This is a genomic window from Sporosarcina gallistercoris (assembly GCF_050459885.1).
GTDB classification, from domain to species: domain Bacteria; phylum Bacillota; class Bacilli; order Bacillales_A; family Planococcaceae; genus Sporosarcina; species Sporosarcina gallistercoris_A.
On record NZ_JBCMNO010000027.1, the window covers coordinates 33,167 to 48,881 of the forward strand.

At 44.0% G+C, this 15,715-nt stretch carries 15 protein-coding genes; 6 read left to right on the forward strand and 9 right to left on the reverse strand.

Going from position 1 to position 15,715, the window contains the following annotated elements; translation table 11 throughout:
• Window positions 1-4 precede the first annotated feature (4 nt).
• Together ABE021_RS14880 and ABE021_RS14885 are read left to right on the forward strand one after the other, a co-directional pair.
• Entirely contained in the window at window positions 5-1,750 is a 1,746-nt protein-coding gene (locus ABE021_RS14880) for a BatA domain-containing protein (RefSeq protein WP_430289740.1), read from the forward strand.
• Window positions 1,734-4,319 carry a VWA domain-containing protein gene (locus ABE021_RS14885; RefSeq protein WP_430289742.1) on the forward strand — a complete coding sequence of 862 codons (2,586 nt, stop codon included), beginning with the start codon at window positions 1,734-1,736 and terminating at the stop codon, window positions 4,317-4,319. Before ABE021_RS14880 ends, ABE021_RS14885 begins: the two co-directional genes overlap by 17 nt.
• Window positions 4,320-4,374: 55 nt before the next feature.
• Here the strand turns inward: ABE021_RS14885 and ABE021_RS14890 are convergent, their stop codons facing one another.
• The 6 genes from ABE021_RS14890 to ABE021_RS14915 all read right to left on the reverse strand — a co-directional run bounded on the left by ABE021_RS14890 (window position 4,375) and on the right by ABE021_RS14915 (window position 10,431).
• Window positions 4,375-5,571 carry an MFS transporter gene (locus ABE021_RS14890; RefSeq protein ID WP_430289743.1) on the reverse strand — a complete coding sequence of 399 codons (1,197 nt, stop codon included), beginning with the start codon at window positions 5,569-5,571 and terminating at the stop codon, window positions 4,375-4,377.
• Window positions 5,572-6,097: 526 nt separating this feature from the next.
• On the reverse strand, window positions 6,098-7,171 hold the full coding sequence (locus tag ABE021_RS14895) for an ABC transporter substrate-binding protein (RefSeq protein ID WP_430289744.1): 1,074 nt from the start codon (window positions 7,169-7,171) through the stop codon (window positions 6,098-6,100).
• Complete coding sequence (locus ABE021_RS14900) at window positions 7,168-7,968, reverse strand: ABC transporter permease (protein WP_430289747.1); 801 nt, start codon at window positions 7,966-7,968, stop codon at window positions 7,168-7,170. The genes ABE021_RS14895 and ABE021_RS14900 overlap by 4 nt, the downstream gene beginning before the upstream one ends.
• A complete protein-coding gene (locus tag ABE021_RS14905; RefSeq protein ID WP_430289748.1) occupies window positions 7,952-8,779 on the reverse strand; it encodes an ABC transporter permease in 828 nt (275 codons plus the stop codon). The genes ABE021_RS14900 and ABE021_RS14905 overlap by 17 nt, the downstream gene beginning before the upstream one ends.
• Window positions 8,769-9,872 (reverse strand): ABC transporter ATP-binding protein, encoded by a 1,104-nt coding sequence (locus tag ABE021_RS14910; protein ID WP_191688426.1) that lies wholly within the window; start codon window positions 9,870-9,872, stop codon window positions 8,769-8,771. The genes ABE021_RS14905 and ABE021_RS14910 overlap by 11 nt, the downstream gene beginning before the upstream one ends.
• A 16-nt stretch (window positions 9,873-9,888) precedes the next feature.
• A complete protein-coding gene (locus tag ABE021_RS14915) occupies window positions 9,889-10,431 on the reverse strand; it encodes a helix-turn-helix domain-containing protein (protein ID WP_430289750.1) in 543 nt (180 codons plus the stop codon).
• 227 nt (window positions 10,432-10,658) lie between these two features.
• Here ABE021_RS14915 and ABE021_RS14920 point away from each other — a divergent pair, with 227 nt between their 5' ends.
• From ABE021_RS14920 to ABE021_RS14935, 4 genes are all read left to right on the forward strand, one after another.
• Entirely contained in the window at window positions 10,659-10,985 is a 327-nt protein-coding gene (locus ABE021_RS14920) for a hypothetical protein (RefSeq protein ID WP_430289752.1), read from the forward strand.
• A 150-nt stretch (window positions 10,986-11,135) separates the two neighbouring features.
• Window positions 11,136-11,678 (forward strand): peroxiredoxin, encoded by a 543-nt coding sequence (locus ABE021_RS14925; protein WP_430289753.1) that lies wholly within the window; start codon window positions 11,136-11,138, stop codon window positions 11,676-11,678.
• An 80-nt stretch (window positions 11,679-11,758) separates the two neighbouring features.
• Window positions 11,759-12,208 (forward strand): redoxin domain-containing protein, encoded by a 450-nt coding sequence (locus ABE021_RS14930; protein WP_430289756.1) that lies wholly within the window; start codon window positions 11,759-11,761, stop codon window positions 12,206-12,208.
• Window positions 12,209-12,320: 112 nt separating this feature from the next.
• Entirely contained in the window at window positions 12,321-12,980 is a 660-nt protein-coding gene (locus ABE021_RS14935; RefSeq protein WP_191688421.1) for a potassium channel family protein, read from the forward strand.
• Window positions 12,981-13,029: 49 nt separating this feature from the next.
• Here ABE021_RS14935 and rnjA read toward each other — a convergent pair whose 3' ends face one another.
• The 3 genes from rnjA to def form a co-directional block, all read right to left on the reverse strand.
• Entirely contained in the window at window positions 13,030-14,697 is a 1,668-nt protein-coding gene (gene rnjA / locus ABE021_RS14940) for a ribonuclease J1 (protein ID WP_430289758.1), read from the reverse strand.
• Between the two features lie 3 nt (window positions 14,698-14,700).
• The gene (locus ABE021_RS14945; protein WP_430289759.1) at window positions 14,701-14,910 is read right to left on the reverse strand and encodes a DNA-dependent RNA polymerase subunit epsilon; all 210 of its coding nucleotides are present in this window, start codon (window positions 14,908-14,910) and stop codon (window positions 14,701-14,703) included.
• A 253-nt stretch (window positions 14,911-15,163) separates the two neighbouring features.
• Window positions 15,164-15,715: a peptide deformylase gene (gene def, locus ABE021_RS14950; RefSeq protein WP_430289762.1), complete on the reverse strand. Its 552-nt coding sequence runs from the start codon at window positions 15,713-15,715 to the stop codon at window positions 15,164-15,166.

Genomic DNA, 15,715 nt, shown 5'->3' on the forward strand with positions numbered 1-15,715 from the left:
AAAGATGGGGTTTACTAGCTTGGTGAACTTGTGGACACTTGTGTTTCCCTTAACAGTAGTTATCTATTATCTATTCAGAAAACGGTTTGAACCAAAAACAATCTCTTCCACACTTTTTTGGGATGATGATCGCCGTGAAGAGAATGTCTCACCATTCATACGTAATTTGCAACGCAATGCTCTATTCTACTTACAATTGATGGCATTGTTTTTGTTTGTATGGATGCTCCTCGGGCCATTCACCAAGCAAACTCAAAATGAAGGGGTCCCCCTCGTATTCATTATCGATAGTTCTGCTACGATGCTAGCAACCCCTAAGGATTCCACCCTCTTCGAGATGAGTCTAGTGGAGATGAAAAAAATATTGGTTTCTGAAGTGGGGCGCCCTGTCTCCATCGTGATCACAGGGAAGGAACCGGAATTCGCGATACAGGACAGCGATTCCCTTGAAGCTATGCAGGCGATAGAAGGACTGACCGTTCGTTACGAACAAAATCATATGGATACTTCCATTGAGCTTGTGAAATCGATATATAGTGAAAACGGAGCGGAAGTTCATATCTTCACGGACGCATTGAATCGGACTGCCTTGGATTACGAGGGGACTAACATGCGTTGGCACGTACATACAAATGACCAAAAATTAAGCAACCATTCCATCGTCCGGTTCGGAGCAAATCGACTTGAAGAAGGGGTAACAGCCATTGTGAAATTGCATCATGATACGGAAAAAGCGCAGCCAGGCTCCATCCAATTAAAAGAAGCCGACACTGGGAAAGTGCTAGCAGAGCAGTCTTATCATGGTGAACCAGGAAGTGAAGAATTGATTTCATTCAGAAAGATCAAGACGGACGTTTCTGCGCTTCTCGTTGAACTGAATGGTATGGATGATTATCGTGCAGATAACGCTGGTTATGCGTTGCTCGCCACTGATCGTACGAAAGTTGTCGTCGATGCTGGACTTCATGAATTATTGAAAAAAGCTGCTCAGGCAATAGATGAGATTACGATCGATAGCGGAGAAGAATTTGATGAAGGTGCCATTTTACGGATAACGGATTCAGAAGATTTTATCAACAAAGGGAACCGTCCGATTTTCTTAGTCGGTCGACAAAAGGTTAAGTCTACTAAAGCAAAAGGGGAAGTTTCCGTAACAAATGATCCATTGTTTTCAATCGCTTCGCCAAAAGATATGTATGTTGAAGAAATTTATCCACCTTTTGAAGACTTTGATGTACTCGCAAAAATCGGGGAAGATCCCCTAATCCAGCGGTCGCCTAGAGGAGATATTATTTTTCTTGCTGACTTGGAAGCAACTGACTGGCCGTTACAACCTACATTTCCACTATTCGTTTGGAGTGTCCTAAACTCCTTGTCGGATGATGCTGAAACGCTAGGAGTCTTCACGCCGCTTCAACGTAAGTCTGTCTTGATGACGGAAGTTGCAGATGTATATGAGTTATCCGGCTCTTACTTGTACACTACGGAGTCCGCGAATACATTACAGGCCCCGGCAATACCGGGTATTTACAAAGCAACAGATGGAATGACTGACAAATTATTTGCTGTTCAGCTTGATGCCTCTGAGAGAAGTGTAGCGATAGGGGATGCTTATTCAACTGGAAGCCTTACAGCAACAAATCAAAGTAAAGAGCAAAAGGTACCAGTCATTTGGCCATTTCTTCTGCCGCTCTTGCTATTGTTGCTCGTAGAATGGGAGGTGCAAAGACGACGTGGATATCCGTATTGAACATCCATTATGGTTACTCGTTTTAGTGCCTGTCGTTGTCTATCTGATTTTCACATGGCGCTCAGTGGAACGGAAAACAACTAGGACTGTGCTTCTTTTTGTTTTTCGAAGTGTGTCCATCCTGTTCTTGATTGCTGCATTAGTGTCCCCATTTCTAGTACTTTATAATGACGAGGAACAGATTTTGTTCCTGGCCGATCGCTCAGCCTCCACCTCTGGAAAAGAAGAAGAGATGAATGCCTTCATAGAGCAAAGTCTAGTGGCCAAAAAAGTGGACCAAGCGACAGGACTCTATTCATTTGCAGGTGATTTCAGAACGGATGTTTCTTTGACCAAAGAGCACGTACGCATACCCGAAATTGAATTATTGGAAGAAACAGGCGAAACAGATATTGAAAAGGCATTTACCTTAGCGAACTCGATCGGTTCTAAAGAATCTTCAACGCGAATCGTTTTGCTGTCAGATGGTTTGCAAACCCGCGGAGATGCATTGAGCTATCTGCAGAAATTTACGGATAACCGTGTGCAGATCGATATTGCGCAGCTAAGCCATCGAACGTTGCCGGATGCCGCGTTGACCAAATTAGACATTCCAAGGACCGCTTACGCAGGGCAGCAGCAGCGCATGACGATTGAAGTGAATGCATCTGAACGTACCTCAGGGACTCTCTATTTGTATCAAAATGATCGACTGCTCAGTGAAGAAAACATCGAACTGATCCCAGGTGAAAATCAGTTCACCTATCCATTCCCTGTATCCGATACGGGATTGGTGAAATATGAAGCCAAACTCGTAGTTGAAAATGATCATTTTTTAGAGAATAATCGAATGTTTGCGGCGGTGACTGTGCAAGGTCAACCATCCGTATTAGTTGTCGAGACGGAAGATCATCCATCGGTCATCCCAGGTTTGTTGGATCAGAACACATTGAACGTGACAACACTTCAAGCGCAAGACTTACCTTCAACGCTGTCAGGCTATTTACCTTACCAGGCGATCATTTTCGATAATGTGCCGGGTACGCTAGTAGGAGAAGAAAAAATGGCTATGATTGAACAGTCAGTGAAAAATTTCGGAACGGGTTTCATGATGACTGGAGGGACCGACAGTTTCGGCCTAGGTGGTTATTTTAAAACACCGATTGAAACACTCTTACCTGTTGAAATGGAAGTGAAAGGTAAAGAAGAGCTCCCATCACTTGGTCTTATTATCGTTATGGACCGATCGGGAAGTATGAGTGGTTCGAAATTATTGCTTGCCCGCGAAGCCGCAGCTCGGTCAGTCGATTTGCTTCGGGAAAAAGACACGTTCGGATTCACTGCTTTTGATGATAGTATTTGGGAAGTGGTTCCGGTAGGTCCTCTTGTCGATAAAAAAGGGGTTATTGAGAAAATTCTATCAGTCCCATCTGCAGGCGGGACAAATATTTTCCCTTCGGTTGCAAAAGCATATGAGGATCTGTCAGAGCTATCTCTCCAGCGGAAACATGTCATTCTCTTAACGGATGGACAATCACCGATGCCTGGTGGATATCTCGACATTATTGAAGAAGCCAAACATAATAATACAACGTTATCCACAGTGGGAATCGGATCAGATGCCGACCAATCTTTGTTGGAAAGGATGGCGGAAGCAGGCGGAGGGCGCTATTATGGCGTTTCTGACGAATCCACCGTACCTGCAATCCTTTCGCGTGAAACCATTACGATGACCCGGACATATATTGAAGACGAACCATTCCACATGAAACTCGGCAATGTTGAGGAATGGAATCACTTATTTGCAGAAGGTGTCCCGCAGATGAATGCCTACATCGCTACGACTGCTAAACAAACAGCTAATGTTGCTGCAACTAGCCCTAAAGAAGATCCGATCATCGCTGAATGGAAATACGGTCTTGGCCGTACCGTTGCATTCACTTCGGATTCATCAGGTATGTGGTCTGGCGAACTGGCTGCATGGGAAAAGTATCCTGACTTTTGGAATACGGCAATGACCAGGATTTTACCTTCATACAGTTCAGCACCCTATGTAGTGACCCAAGGGGCTGGCGGGAAATTCACGATTACAGATACAAGTGGGGAATCAGCATTTCTCGAAGTTTCTGCTGTGACAGAAACGGGAGAAGAAATAGAAGTTATCGAAGATCAGAAGGCGCCCGGTAAAACGGATATTACCCTCGAATCCGCTTCAGGTCTCGTTTACCTCAGTGTAACGGATGACCAAAACAGACTCTTCGAAACAGGAGTCACGATTCCCTATGGGGAGGAATACAGCCCGAAAGAAACGAACGAAGATTTGTTAGCAGCTATTGCTGAAAAAACGGGCGGTCGAGTATTGAAAGATCCGAAAGAAGCATTCCGGTCTCTCCCGAATCGGGGAGAAGAGCTGAAACTCATAACCAACTGGCTGTTGTTCGGATCTTTACTCCTATTCTTTGCAGATATCACATTGCGCCGTTTCAGCAGATTTGTGCCGGTAGTGAGAAAGAAGTCAATTGTGGCGAAAAAAGAGTCGCCGGGACAGACAAGTGTTTCCGAACTTCTAAAACAAAAAAGAAAAAGATAGAGGTACATTAAAATCCCAAAGTGCAGTTGTCTGCGACTTTGGGATTTTTTGAAGTTCATGAACGTGTAGTTAATAATATATCTGAATTTCTCTTTGCCCATGTGGCAGCCAGTAAAAAACAGGAGAGAAGTATAGCAGTTCCGAGAAAATACGGAGCTGTCATTTTCCAGTCGAAAACAAAGCCTGCTAATGCAGGTCCCACCATATTCCCTAAACTCATGTAGGCATTCATCATTCCAGCTGCATATCCTTGTTCGTTGCCAGCGAGTTTTGAAACCAACGTATTTACAGCGGGTCTCAATAAGGCCGTAGCTGTTGAAAAAATCGTAGCAACCAGCAAGATTGACCAGAACATATTGACAAATGTAATACTGAGCATTGCCGCCGCTGCAATGACTAAGTTAATGAGGATGACGCGCATTTCACCGAAGCGCTTGAACAATCGATTGATGACAAACGTCTGGATGATGACGCCTACGAATCCACCGACCGTGATGACCACTGCAATCATAAGTGGTGTGTAATTGTATTTAATACCTACATATAAAGAAATGGTCGATTGGAAGTTTGCAAGACCAAACGAAAAGACAAACATGACCAGCAGGACGACGAAATAGGAAGTTTTAGTTGAGCGTGCAATTTGTTGAAACAAATTCTCTGTTTGTCGCGCTTCGTTTGCAGCAGCCGTGCTGGGTGTGGGATTAGGCAAAATATAAATCGACATCACTGCAGCGAATAACGCTGCACCTGCAGCAAAGTAGAATGGGAACTGCAGTCCGAATTTAGAAAGAAACCCTCCGATGCCAGGTCCGATCATGAAACCGAGTGACATCGAGGCACCGAGTAAGCCCATACCGCGGCCGCGTTCTTCGAATGTGGTAATATCCGCAACGAAAGCCATCATCGGGGGAATTAGGAATGCGGAGCCGATACCTGAGAAGAATCGAGCCACGAAGAGCATCCAGAGTTCGGTGGAAAGACCGAAGGCGAGTTGAGAAACTCCATAGAGAATAAGTCCGAAAATGATGATATTCTTTCGACCATGCTTATCAGAAAGAGAACCTGAAACCGGTGAAAATATGAATTGGGCAAATGAGAACACAGCAATGAGTGCACCGAGGGCAGTACCCGCAACACCGAAGGTTCCTAAATAATCAGGCATGATCGGGATGATGAGTCCGATCCCGGACATGGTGATGAACATATTGAACATCAGAATGTAGATCGCAAATGATGTCGTTTTAGTAGCCACGCGTGTTCCTCCTTCTTATTCAGTTGTATCTTCGCCTAAGTTTAGCATACGGCATGTCTCAAATGTGTTCGAACAACTCGACAATTCAAGCAACAATAATTTTTCCTTTTGATCATTAGATATGAAGGAGCAATGATCTGGCTTGTCCATAGATGAGAACTAGCCTTGGGGAGGCGCTCATAACAGAGGAAAAGTGATCATAACGAGAGAAAAACGTCCATAAAGCGAGGGAAGTGATCATAACGGAAGAAAAACGCTCATAAAGCGAGGAAAGTGATCATAACGGAAGAAAAACGCTCATAAAGCGAGGAAAGTGATCATAACGGAAGAAAAACGCTCATAAAGCGAGGAAGGTGATCATAATGAGAGAAAAGCGATCATAATACATAACCACCGCTTCCTCTTATTTAGAACCTCCTCCGAGCAAAACTTTCGAATCCCTCCATCATCGCCACGCGACTAACCAAAGACTCCATTCCAATAAAAAAGCAGAAGCGTCGATCCGCTTCTGCTGCAACATATCCGATTACTTCATATTCATCTTGAATTCTAAAAACAATTCATTGTACGTACCGAGCATCTCCAACCCTAAATCTCTATACACTTCCAAGTGGTCCCTGGCTTCTTCATCAGGATAATACCGCTCATCCGAAACCACTTCGGGATCTAAGAGACTCAATGCTTCCTTATTTGGTGTTGAATAACCGACATAATCCGCATTTTGTGCAGCGACTTCAGGACGCAGCATGAAGTTGATGAATTCGTAAGCCCCGTCGAGGTTTTTCACAGTCTTCGGAATCACGATGTTATCAAACCACAAGTTCGAGCCTTCCTTAGGAACTACATACGTAATGTCTTCGTTTTCGTACATCATATCTGCAGCTTGACCAGACCAGATGAGTGATACGGCTGCTTCGTTGTTCACCATCATCTGTGTCACTTCATCTCCGATGACCGCCTTAATGTTCGGGCTCAACTTTTTCAGTTTATCTGTAGCTTCACGAAGTTCGTCAACGTTTGTTGAGTTGAGGGAATAGCCAAGTGAATTCAAGCTCATACCCATCACTTCGCGTGCACTATCTACAAGAACAGCCTCTTGTTTAAGTGAAGGGTCCCATAGATCATCCCAGCTTTCAAACGTCTGGCCATCCAACAAAGTAGGATTATAAGCGATCCCCACGGTACCCCAAAAATAGGGGATGGAATACCTATTGCCAGGATCAAATGGCAAATCCATGAAATAAGGGTCGATATTTTTGATGTTCGGAATCTTGTCGTAATCGAGAGGGACCAGTAAGTCCTTTTCTCGCATCATTTCCACCGTATACTCCGATGGAACCGAAATGTCATAAGAAGTACCGCCCTGCTCGATTTTCCCCATCATCCCTTCATTGGAATCGAAGGTCTCATAGACGACATTGATACCTGTTTCTTTTTCAAACTGCTTGATGAGGTCGGGGTCAATGTACTCCCCCCAATTGTAAACGGTTAGCGTATTCCCTCCGGATTGTGCCCCGCTTTTAGCCAGCTGTGCATTCAGGATCATCAGAATGGCTGCTGTTGCTGCTATCAAGATAGCTCCGCGTACTAGTGATTTCATCGTTTCACCCCCGCTGCAGGTGTTTTCGGCCGGTTTGTAATAAAGTAATAGCCTAAAATCAGACCTGCTGTAATTACAAAGATGAGACCGGATAATGCATTGATCGTTAACGTGACACCAGTTCTGGCCATCGAATAGATTTCAACAGAGAGTGTGGAGAATCCATTCCCCGTTACAAAGAACGTCACCGCAAAGTCATCCAGTGAATACGTGAGTGCAAGGAAGAATCCTGCAAAAATCCCTGGTTTGATGAACGGCAAAATAACACGCGACATGATTTCTTTTCGAGTGGCACCTAGGTCGAGTGCAGCATCGATCAGCGTCGGACTCATCTCTTGCAATTTCGGCAGCACCATAATGACAACAATGGGAATACTGAACGCAATATGAGAAAGAAGGACAGAGGCGAACCCGAGTTTAATGCCGACTAACGTGAACAATATGAGGAATGAAGCACCGATGATGACGTCAGGACTTACCATAAGAATACTATTCATGGAAAGCATGGCGTTCCGCATCGCTTTGTTCTTCATATAATGGATCGTGATCGCTCCCATTACACCGATAGCAGTAGATATCAAGGCAGAGAGTAAAGCGACGACCACAGTATTGAGTAAGATAACAATGAGTCGCTTATCTTCAAATACAGCAGCATAATGCTCCCACGTAAACGACTCGAAATGGGACATCGTGCCACCGGAATTGAACGAGTAAAAAATCAAGTAGAAAATCGGTGCGTACAATACAAGAAAGACAGCTGTCAAATAGATTTTTGGGAGTTTACCGTTTCTTTCCACTTACAGCCATCCCCCTTTCGTTCGCAGTCGTAAGAAGCAAAATGATTACCATGAATAGGATCAGGAATACTGCAATCGTCGAGCCCATGCCCCAGTTTTGTGTAACGAGGAACTGCTGCTCAATTGCTGTACCGAGTGTAATGACTTTGTTACCTGCAATGAGTCGAGTGATCATGAACAATGAAAGAGCAGGGATGAATACGACTTGAACCCCTGACTTCACTCCATTCAATGTAAGTGGCCAGATAACACGTCTAAAAGTCGTCCAAGCATTTGCACCTAAATCACGTGAGGCGTCTGTCAGTGCAGGATTCAATTTATCAAGAGCATTGAAAATCGGTAAAATCATAAATGGAATGAAGATATAAACAGATACGAACACGAAACTGAAATCTGTGAACAAAATCTGCTGCTTTCCTATGCCTACTGTTTCAAGCAAAGCATTAACCGGTCCATACAACCCCATTAGACCGATGAATGCATAGGTCTTCAGTAAAAGGTTAATCCACGAAGGGATGATGATCAGTAACAGCCATAATTGCTTATGTTTCAATTTCGTTAAGAAATAAGCTGTCGGATAAGATATCAGCAACGAGAAGAATGTAATGAGAAACGCATACCAGAATGAGCTCACAGTCAGTTTCAAATAGACGGAAGTGAAAAAGTTCTTATAATTATCCAAAGTGAAATCGCCGCTCAGATCAAAAAATGAGTAGTACACGATCAGTCCGATCGGTGCGATGACGAAGAGCAGTATCCAAAGGGAGTAAGGGACCATAGATAGACGAAGCCCAGTGCGATTAGTCTTCATCCGCCGCACCATAAGCTTCAAGACGTGCATCGTAGTCTTCCTCTGATTCGTTCAGACGCATGACGTGAATATTTTCCGGTATGAAATCCAGTCCGATCTGCATACCAACCTCAGCTTTTTTCGTTGAATGGACGAGCCATTCGTTGCCATCTTGGTCATAGGTTGAAATTTCATAGTGGACACCCCGGAAAAGGGAAGTGTCTACAGTTACTGTCAGTTTACCGGAATTCACCGGAGTGATTTCAATGTCTTCAGGACGAAGTACGATGTCAACTTTCTCATTGGGCTGCAGTCCGGCATCCGCGCATTCAAAACGTTTACCGTTGAATTCTACGAGATAGTCTTCAATCATGACGCCAGAGACGATATTGGATTCACCTATGAAATCAGCTACGAACCGGTTGATGGGTTCATCATATATATCGATTGGAGTGCCGGATTGCTGAATCTGGCCGGAATTCATGACGAAGATTTCGTCGGACATCGCCAGTGCTTCTTCCTGGTCATGGGTGACAAAAATGAATGTCTTACCAAGCCGTTGTTGCAGCTCACGCAGTTCATATTGCATTGCGGAACGCAATTTCAAGTCCAGTGCAGAAAGAGGTTCATCCAGCAAAATGACCTCTGGATCGTTGATGATCGCGCGTGCGATTGCCACGCGTTGGCGCTGACCACCTGACATCTCTGTGATCTCCCGGTTTTCATACCCATCCAGGTTGACGAATTTGAGCGCTTCTTTTACACGACGATCGACTTCAGGTTTTTTCACTTTCTTGATGCGTAAACCGAACGCGACATTTTCATAGACATTCAAATGTGGGAACAGTGCGTAATCCTGGAAAACGGTGTTCACTTGTCGTTCGTTGGCAGGTGTTTGGTTGACGGATTTTCCGTTAAAGTAAATCGTCCCTTCAGAAGGCTCTGAAAAACCAGCGATCAGTCGCAGGATTGTGGTTTTCCCACAGCCGGAAGGGCCGAGAAGTGTATAGAATTTTCCGCGTTCCATTTCAAAAGAAACACCATCTAAAACAGTTGTGTCTTCGCCGAAGCGTTTGCTGACATTCTCAAATCGAATGATTGGTTGCGTGGACAATGAAGGTCCCCCTTTTTTATAAGTAAGATTCTGTAGCGACGAGTAAGAGCTCGCTGATTCCTTCGTGTGCATTTGAGATACGGTGCTGGTCTTCTGCAGAATAATACACAGCATCCCCTTCACTAGCTGTATAAATATGTGTCCCGATCTCTATTTCAACGGTTCCTGCTAAAACATAGATGAAAGTCTCAGAAAGGGAAGGGGCGAACTGTTTCAGCTCTCCTTTTTGAGAGAACGTAATATGTACGGGTTCCATTTCGTTTTCATTGGATCTAGGAATGAGCCAGCGGAGTTTGTAATGTAACTCATCGTTTATGTACGTTGTTTGGTCTTCAGGTGAATAAACGACGGGATCACTCTTCTTTGTTTCGTCAAAAAAATCTTTTGGAGTTGTACCGAGAACTTCGAGCAAGGAGAAAAGCGTTTCGATAGAAGGGGAATTCAAATCCCTTTCTAATTGAGAAATGTAGCCTTTCGTCAAATCGGTGCGTTCACCAAGCTCTTCTTGAGTGAGCCCGCTTTGTAGACGCAGCCGTTTGATTTTGCTGCCGATCTGCATGTGTCATCCTACTCTCATGAAAGTTTAGTATAACTGAACTTCAAGTTTACTTTTAGCATCTTTCATTATACAAAACCATGACAGGAAATCAAGGGTTACTTTTGCGTCTTATCTTAAGCGGTTGAACTCTGTCCTGAACGAGCATTTACTAGTGATAGATAACGGGCTTTCATTGTGTTATCTTCTATTGCGTAGTAGAATAATACCAAAGAAATGGGGGACTCCGATTGGGCGAGAAAATGCTGTTTTATTTTGACCCGGAAGACCGGCACTGGAATAATTTGATGAAGACTGCACAAAATAATGAGATGAAAACGGTAACGGATGGCAGTTCCCGTGTATTTTTATATAATAATGAAACGATGATCGAATGGGAGGAAATGGCGGATCACTGCGTGCGTTGCATGGGCTCACTCGTCTATAATGAAGAATTCGATTCCGTCTACTGCGCTGCCTGTGATGAATGGCGGGAAGCATCCTGTGAAGATCCATCTTGCGACTATTGTGGCGACAGACCTTTAAAACCGTCCATGTGTACAGGGAATGAAGAGTGATAATCGATCTCTTCTCAATTACATGACATTTTTCAATAATGATTCTTATCTATGAGTCATTCCAATTGATATTCTGATGAGCATTTGATAAGCTAAAGAGGAATTGAGCGGATGAGAATTCCGCCTAGAAGATAATTGGAGGGATTTTGAATGGTAGAACGCATGGTTGGTAAACAAGCGCCAAGATTCGAAATGGAAGCTGTAATGACGGACAAGTCATTCGGTAAAGTAAGCCTTGAAGAAAACATGAAAAACGATAAATGGACGGTATTGTTCTTCTATCCAATGGACTTCACATTCGTGTGTCCTACAGAGATCACTGCAATGTCCGATCGGTATGAAGAATTTGAAGACCTCGATGCAGAAGTTATCGGAGTATCTACAGATACGGTCCACACTCATAAAGCTTGGATCAACACAGATCGTAAAGACAATGGTCTTGGGGATCTGAACTATCCGCTCGCTGCTGATACAAACCATGAAGTTGCTCGAAACTATGGCGTTTTGATTGAAGAAGAAGGGATTGCTTTACGTGGTCTTTTCATCATCAACCCAGAAGGCGAAATGCAATACCAAACAGTATTCCACAACAACATCGGCCGTGATGTAGACGAAACACTTCGTGTACTTCAAGCGCTCCAGACTGGCGGTCTTTGCCCAGCGAACTGGCGTCCCGGTCAAGAAACTCTGTAATCCCATATACTGAAAATCGATTGAAGTTCCCCGCTAAGTTTCAGCAGCGGGGATTTTTATCCAAGAGGAGGAACTCACGCATGAAATTACGAGATCAGATGCCGGAATTAACTGGCGCTACTGCATGGTTGAACGGTGAGGTTACTAAAACTGAACTGGTCGGAGAAAAACCGACACTCATTCACTTTTGGTCAGTGAGCTGTCATATGTGTAAAGAAGCGATGCCTGATGTGAACGCGTTCCGTGATAAGTACAAAGATGAATTGAATGTTGTCGCTGTCCACATGCCACGATCAGAAGATGACGTGGATTTGGAGAATATTAAAGCAGTGGCTGCAGAGCACGATATCACACAGCCGATTTACGTGGATAGCGAGCTTAAACTGAATGATGCGTTCGAAAACCAATACGTTCCTGCTTATTACGTTTTCGATAAAGATGGTCAGCTTCGCCACTTCCAAGCTGGCGGCAGCGGTATGAAAATGCTTGAAAAGCGCGTGAATCGCGTTCTCGATGAAATGAAGAAGTAACTGTTAAAACCCGGCGTCCTTTACGAGGAGCGTCGGGTTTTCTCCATATTTGAGAGAGTTCCATTGCTGTGGTAAACTTAACGCATTCTTACGTGAATCGGAGAGATGAGAAATGAAACAGGAATTTGTCGTCATCGGCCTTGGCCGCTTTGGCGGGAGTATCGTGAACGAACTAATTGAATTAGATGCTTCGGTTATGGCGATTGATAAATCTCAGGACAGAGTGGATGAATTTGCTCAAATCGCAACACAAGCGGTAGCGGCGGATACAACTGACGAATCGTCTTTACGATCACTTGGGATTCGGAATTTCGAACATGTTGTCGTGGCGATCGGAGAGAATATCCAAGCCAGTATTTTAACAACATTGATCCTGAAAGAACTCGGTGTACAGACGATTACTGTGAAAGCTCAAAATGATTATCATGAAAAAGTCTTGCGTAAAATCGGAGCAGACCACGTCATTCATCCGGAGCGTGATATGGGACGTCGTATTGCGAATCGAATGGTATCGAACGATATTCTCGATTACTTGGAACTATCCGATGAGTATTCAATCGTGGAAATTCGAGCCAATCAAAAACTGTCCGGTGCAACGCTGATCGACTTGGATATCCGTGCAAAATACGGAGTCAATATTGTTGCGATTAAGCGGGAAGATCATATTTTAGTTTCACCTCAAGCTATAGAAGAGATTCAATTGAACGATGTCTTGATAGTTATTGGGTCGGATGTTGATATTCATCGTTTTGAGAAAAAAGTACTCCATTAATAAAAACAGCCTTCGCCGATTGTTTCACGCAATCGGCGAGGCTGTTTTTTTATACTTCCAAAATGACCGGCAGAATCATAGGACGACGCTTTGTCTTATCGTATAGATAAGAGCTGAGTGAATCGATGATTTCGCTTTTCAGTATGCCGATATCAGCTGGACCAGTCGACAGTTTGCGATGCATTTGGCGCGTGAGCATGTATTGTGCTTCATTGATCATTGCACCGGATTCCCGCATGTAGACAAATCCTCGTGAAATCAGATCCGGACCTGAAACTACGCGATTACGTTTCTTGTCAATCGTTGCGACAACAATGACCAGGCCGTCTTCAGAAAGGTTTTTGCGATCACGGAGAACGACATTTCCAATATCACCGATCCCGCTTCCATCAATGTAAATGTCACCTGAAGGAACACGTCCTGCAGGGCGTGCAGTGTCTTCAGTAAGTGCCAGGACATCGCCGTTAGACATAATGAAGACATTATCCGGCTCGACATCACAGGCGATGGCAAGTTCTTCATGCATTTTCAGCATTCGGTATTCACCGTGGATCGGCATGAAGAATTTCGGCTGAATCAGACGCAGCATCAGTTTTTGTTCTTCCTGTGATCCGTGACCAGATGTATGGATATTGTTAAGAGCGCCGTGAATGACTTCAGCTCCTGCGCGGAACAAAGCGTTAATCGTCTTATTGACGCTTAACGTATTACCTGGGATAGGAGAAGACGAGAAAATCACCGTATCGCCCGGTTGGATCTGAACTTGACGATGGGTACCGTTAGCGATTCTGGATAATGCAGCCATCGGTTCACCTTGACTGCCTGTACACAAAATCATCACTTCGTTTGCTGGCAGACGATTAATGCTCTGAGTATCAACGAAAAGATCTTTTGGTGCATCAATGTAGCCAAGTTCACGGCCGATTGTAATTGCGTTATCCATGCTTCGTCCAAAGACAGCGACTTTCCGACCGTGGATTTGTGCAGCTTCTATCACTTGCTGCAAACGGTGGATATTCGACGCGAAAGTTGCGAAAATAACACGTCCGTCCACTTTTCTGAAGATTTCGTTCAGACTATCTCCGACTTTACGTTCAGACATCGTGAAGTTTGGAACTTCAGCATTTGTACTATCAGAGAGGAGGCAAAGGACACCTTCGCTGCCGATTTTCGCCATTTTAGCTAGATTAGCAGGTTCTCCGACAGGGGTGAAGTCGAATTTGAAATCACCTGTGTGTACGATATTACCCGAAGGGGTCTTAACAACGACACCATATGCATCAGGAATACTGTGTGTTGTCCGGAAAAAGGAAACCGATGTTTTTCGGAATTTGAAAACATCGTCTTCACCGTACTCGATAAGCTTAGTCGAACGGACAAGACCATGTTCTTCCAGCTTGTTGCGTAACAAGCCAAGAGCCAATTTACCACCGTAAACCGGCATATTCACTTGTTTCAATAAGTAAGGGATACCGCCGATATGGTCTTCGTGACCATGCGTGATGAACAGCCCTTTAATTTTATCGGCATTGCGTTTTAAGTATGTGTAATCAGGGATGACATAGTCGATTCCAAGTAAATCATCTTCTGGGAATTTGATGCCTGCGTCAATCAAGATGATTTCATCCTGGAATTGAACGGCATACGTATTCTTACCGATTTCACCTAGTCCGCCTAAGGCAAAAACAGCAGTTTCATTATTTTTTATAGATTTCATGAATTACACCTGCTCAAGCTCGAAGTACTCAGAAGCCTGCTCGTATTCGAGATGCTCCCCTTCAAGTTGCTGGATGAATTCGATGTTGTAGTTGCGATCTTGCAACTTTTTACGCACTTCGCGCTGAGTTTCTGCTTCTACGTACATCGTCTTTGTATTTTCGCGGACCGGTACTTGTACCTTTGTTTCTTGGTAATAAACTTTAAAGATCATGTTGTGCTCTCCTTTTTTTAAACGTTCGATTTTTGGACTGATACTTTTAATAGTACCACGTCATTCGTGGAAAATAAAGAAAAGCCCACCTTATGAAGGGTGGGCGTATCAACGTTATGCGATTGACTTTTTCCCGAGGATGCCATTCAGCCGTTTCAACAATTTACGTTTCAGGCGCCTGTACATGGCGATATCACTCCTTGTTAGAAGAGTGTATCGTATTTTGAACTTTCTGTCAAGTGGGAATCACTCTCTATTCAAAAGGGAAGGCACCCGGAATTTCTTTATATGGATCTTTCGTATCAATGTGATCGTAAAACATTACCCCATTCAAATGATCAAGCTCATGTTGGAATGCAATTGCTGGTAATCCCTTTAACCGCTTTTTGAATTCGTTGCCTTCAGCGTCGAATGCTTTTATTGTAATGCGTGCATATCTAGGTACGAACCCTTCCACTTCGCGATCGACAGACAGACATCCTTCACCTGTGGATAAATAGGTTTGCTCTACTGAGTGACTGACGATTCTAGGATTGATCGCTACGAAACTAAGATCTTTCTCATTCTCTTGTTCAATATGCAAAGCGAACATTCGCTTAGGCTGATTCACTTGTGGAGCGGCCAATCCGATTCCAGCACGCAATCCATATTTTTCTGCAATGGCATCGTCCTGACTATTGATAACATATTCTAGTAATTCAGAAGCGAGCAGTTTATCATCTCCAGATAAAGGGAATGTGACCTCCTCAGAGCGTTCTCGAAGAGTTGGATGGCCTTCGCGTATAATATCGTGCATTAAAATCAT

Bases quoted from the DNA above. Each gene is read 5' to 3' on its own strand.
- ABE021_RS14905 (WP_430289748.1), bottom strand. From the start codon at position 8,779: ATGAAGACTAATCGCACTGGGCTTCGTCTATCTATGGTCCCTTACTCC.
- ABE021_RS14945 (WP_430289759.1), bottom strand. From the start codon at position 14,910: ATGATCTTTAAAGTTTATTACCAAGAAACAAAGGTACAAGTACCGGTC.
- ABE021_RS14880 (WP_430289740.1), top strand. From the start codon at position 5: ATGGGGTTTACTAGCTTGGTGAACTTGTGGACACTTGTGTTTCCCTTA.
- ABE021_RS14915 (WP_430289750.1), bottom strand. From the start codon at position 10,431: ATGCAGATCGGCAGCAAAATCAAACGGCTGCGTCTACAAAGCGGGCTC.
- ABE021_RS14895 (WP_430289744.1), bottom strand. From the start codon at position 7,171: ATGAAATCACTAGTACGCGGAGCTATCTTGATAGCAGCAACAGCAGCC.
- ABE021_RS14930 (WP_430289756.1), top strand. From the start codon at position 11,759: ATGAAATTACGAGATCAGATGCCGGAATTAACTGGCGCTACTGCATGG.
- ABE021_RS14935 (WP_191688421.1), top strand. From the start codon at position 12,321: ATGAAACAGGAATTTGTCGTCATCGGCCTTGGCCGCTTTGGCGGGAGT.
- def (WP_430289762.1), bottom strand. From the start codon at position 15,715: ATGATTTTAATGCACGATATTATACGCGAAGGCCATCCAACTCTTCGA.
- ABE021_RS14925 (WP_430289753.1), top strand. From the start codon at position 11,136: ATGGTAGAACGCATGGTTGGTAAACAAGCGCCAAGATTCGAAATGGAA.
- rnjA (WP_430289758.1), bottom strand. From the start codon at position 14,697: ATGAAATCTATAAAAAATAATGAAACTGCTGTTTTTGCCTTAGGCGGA.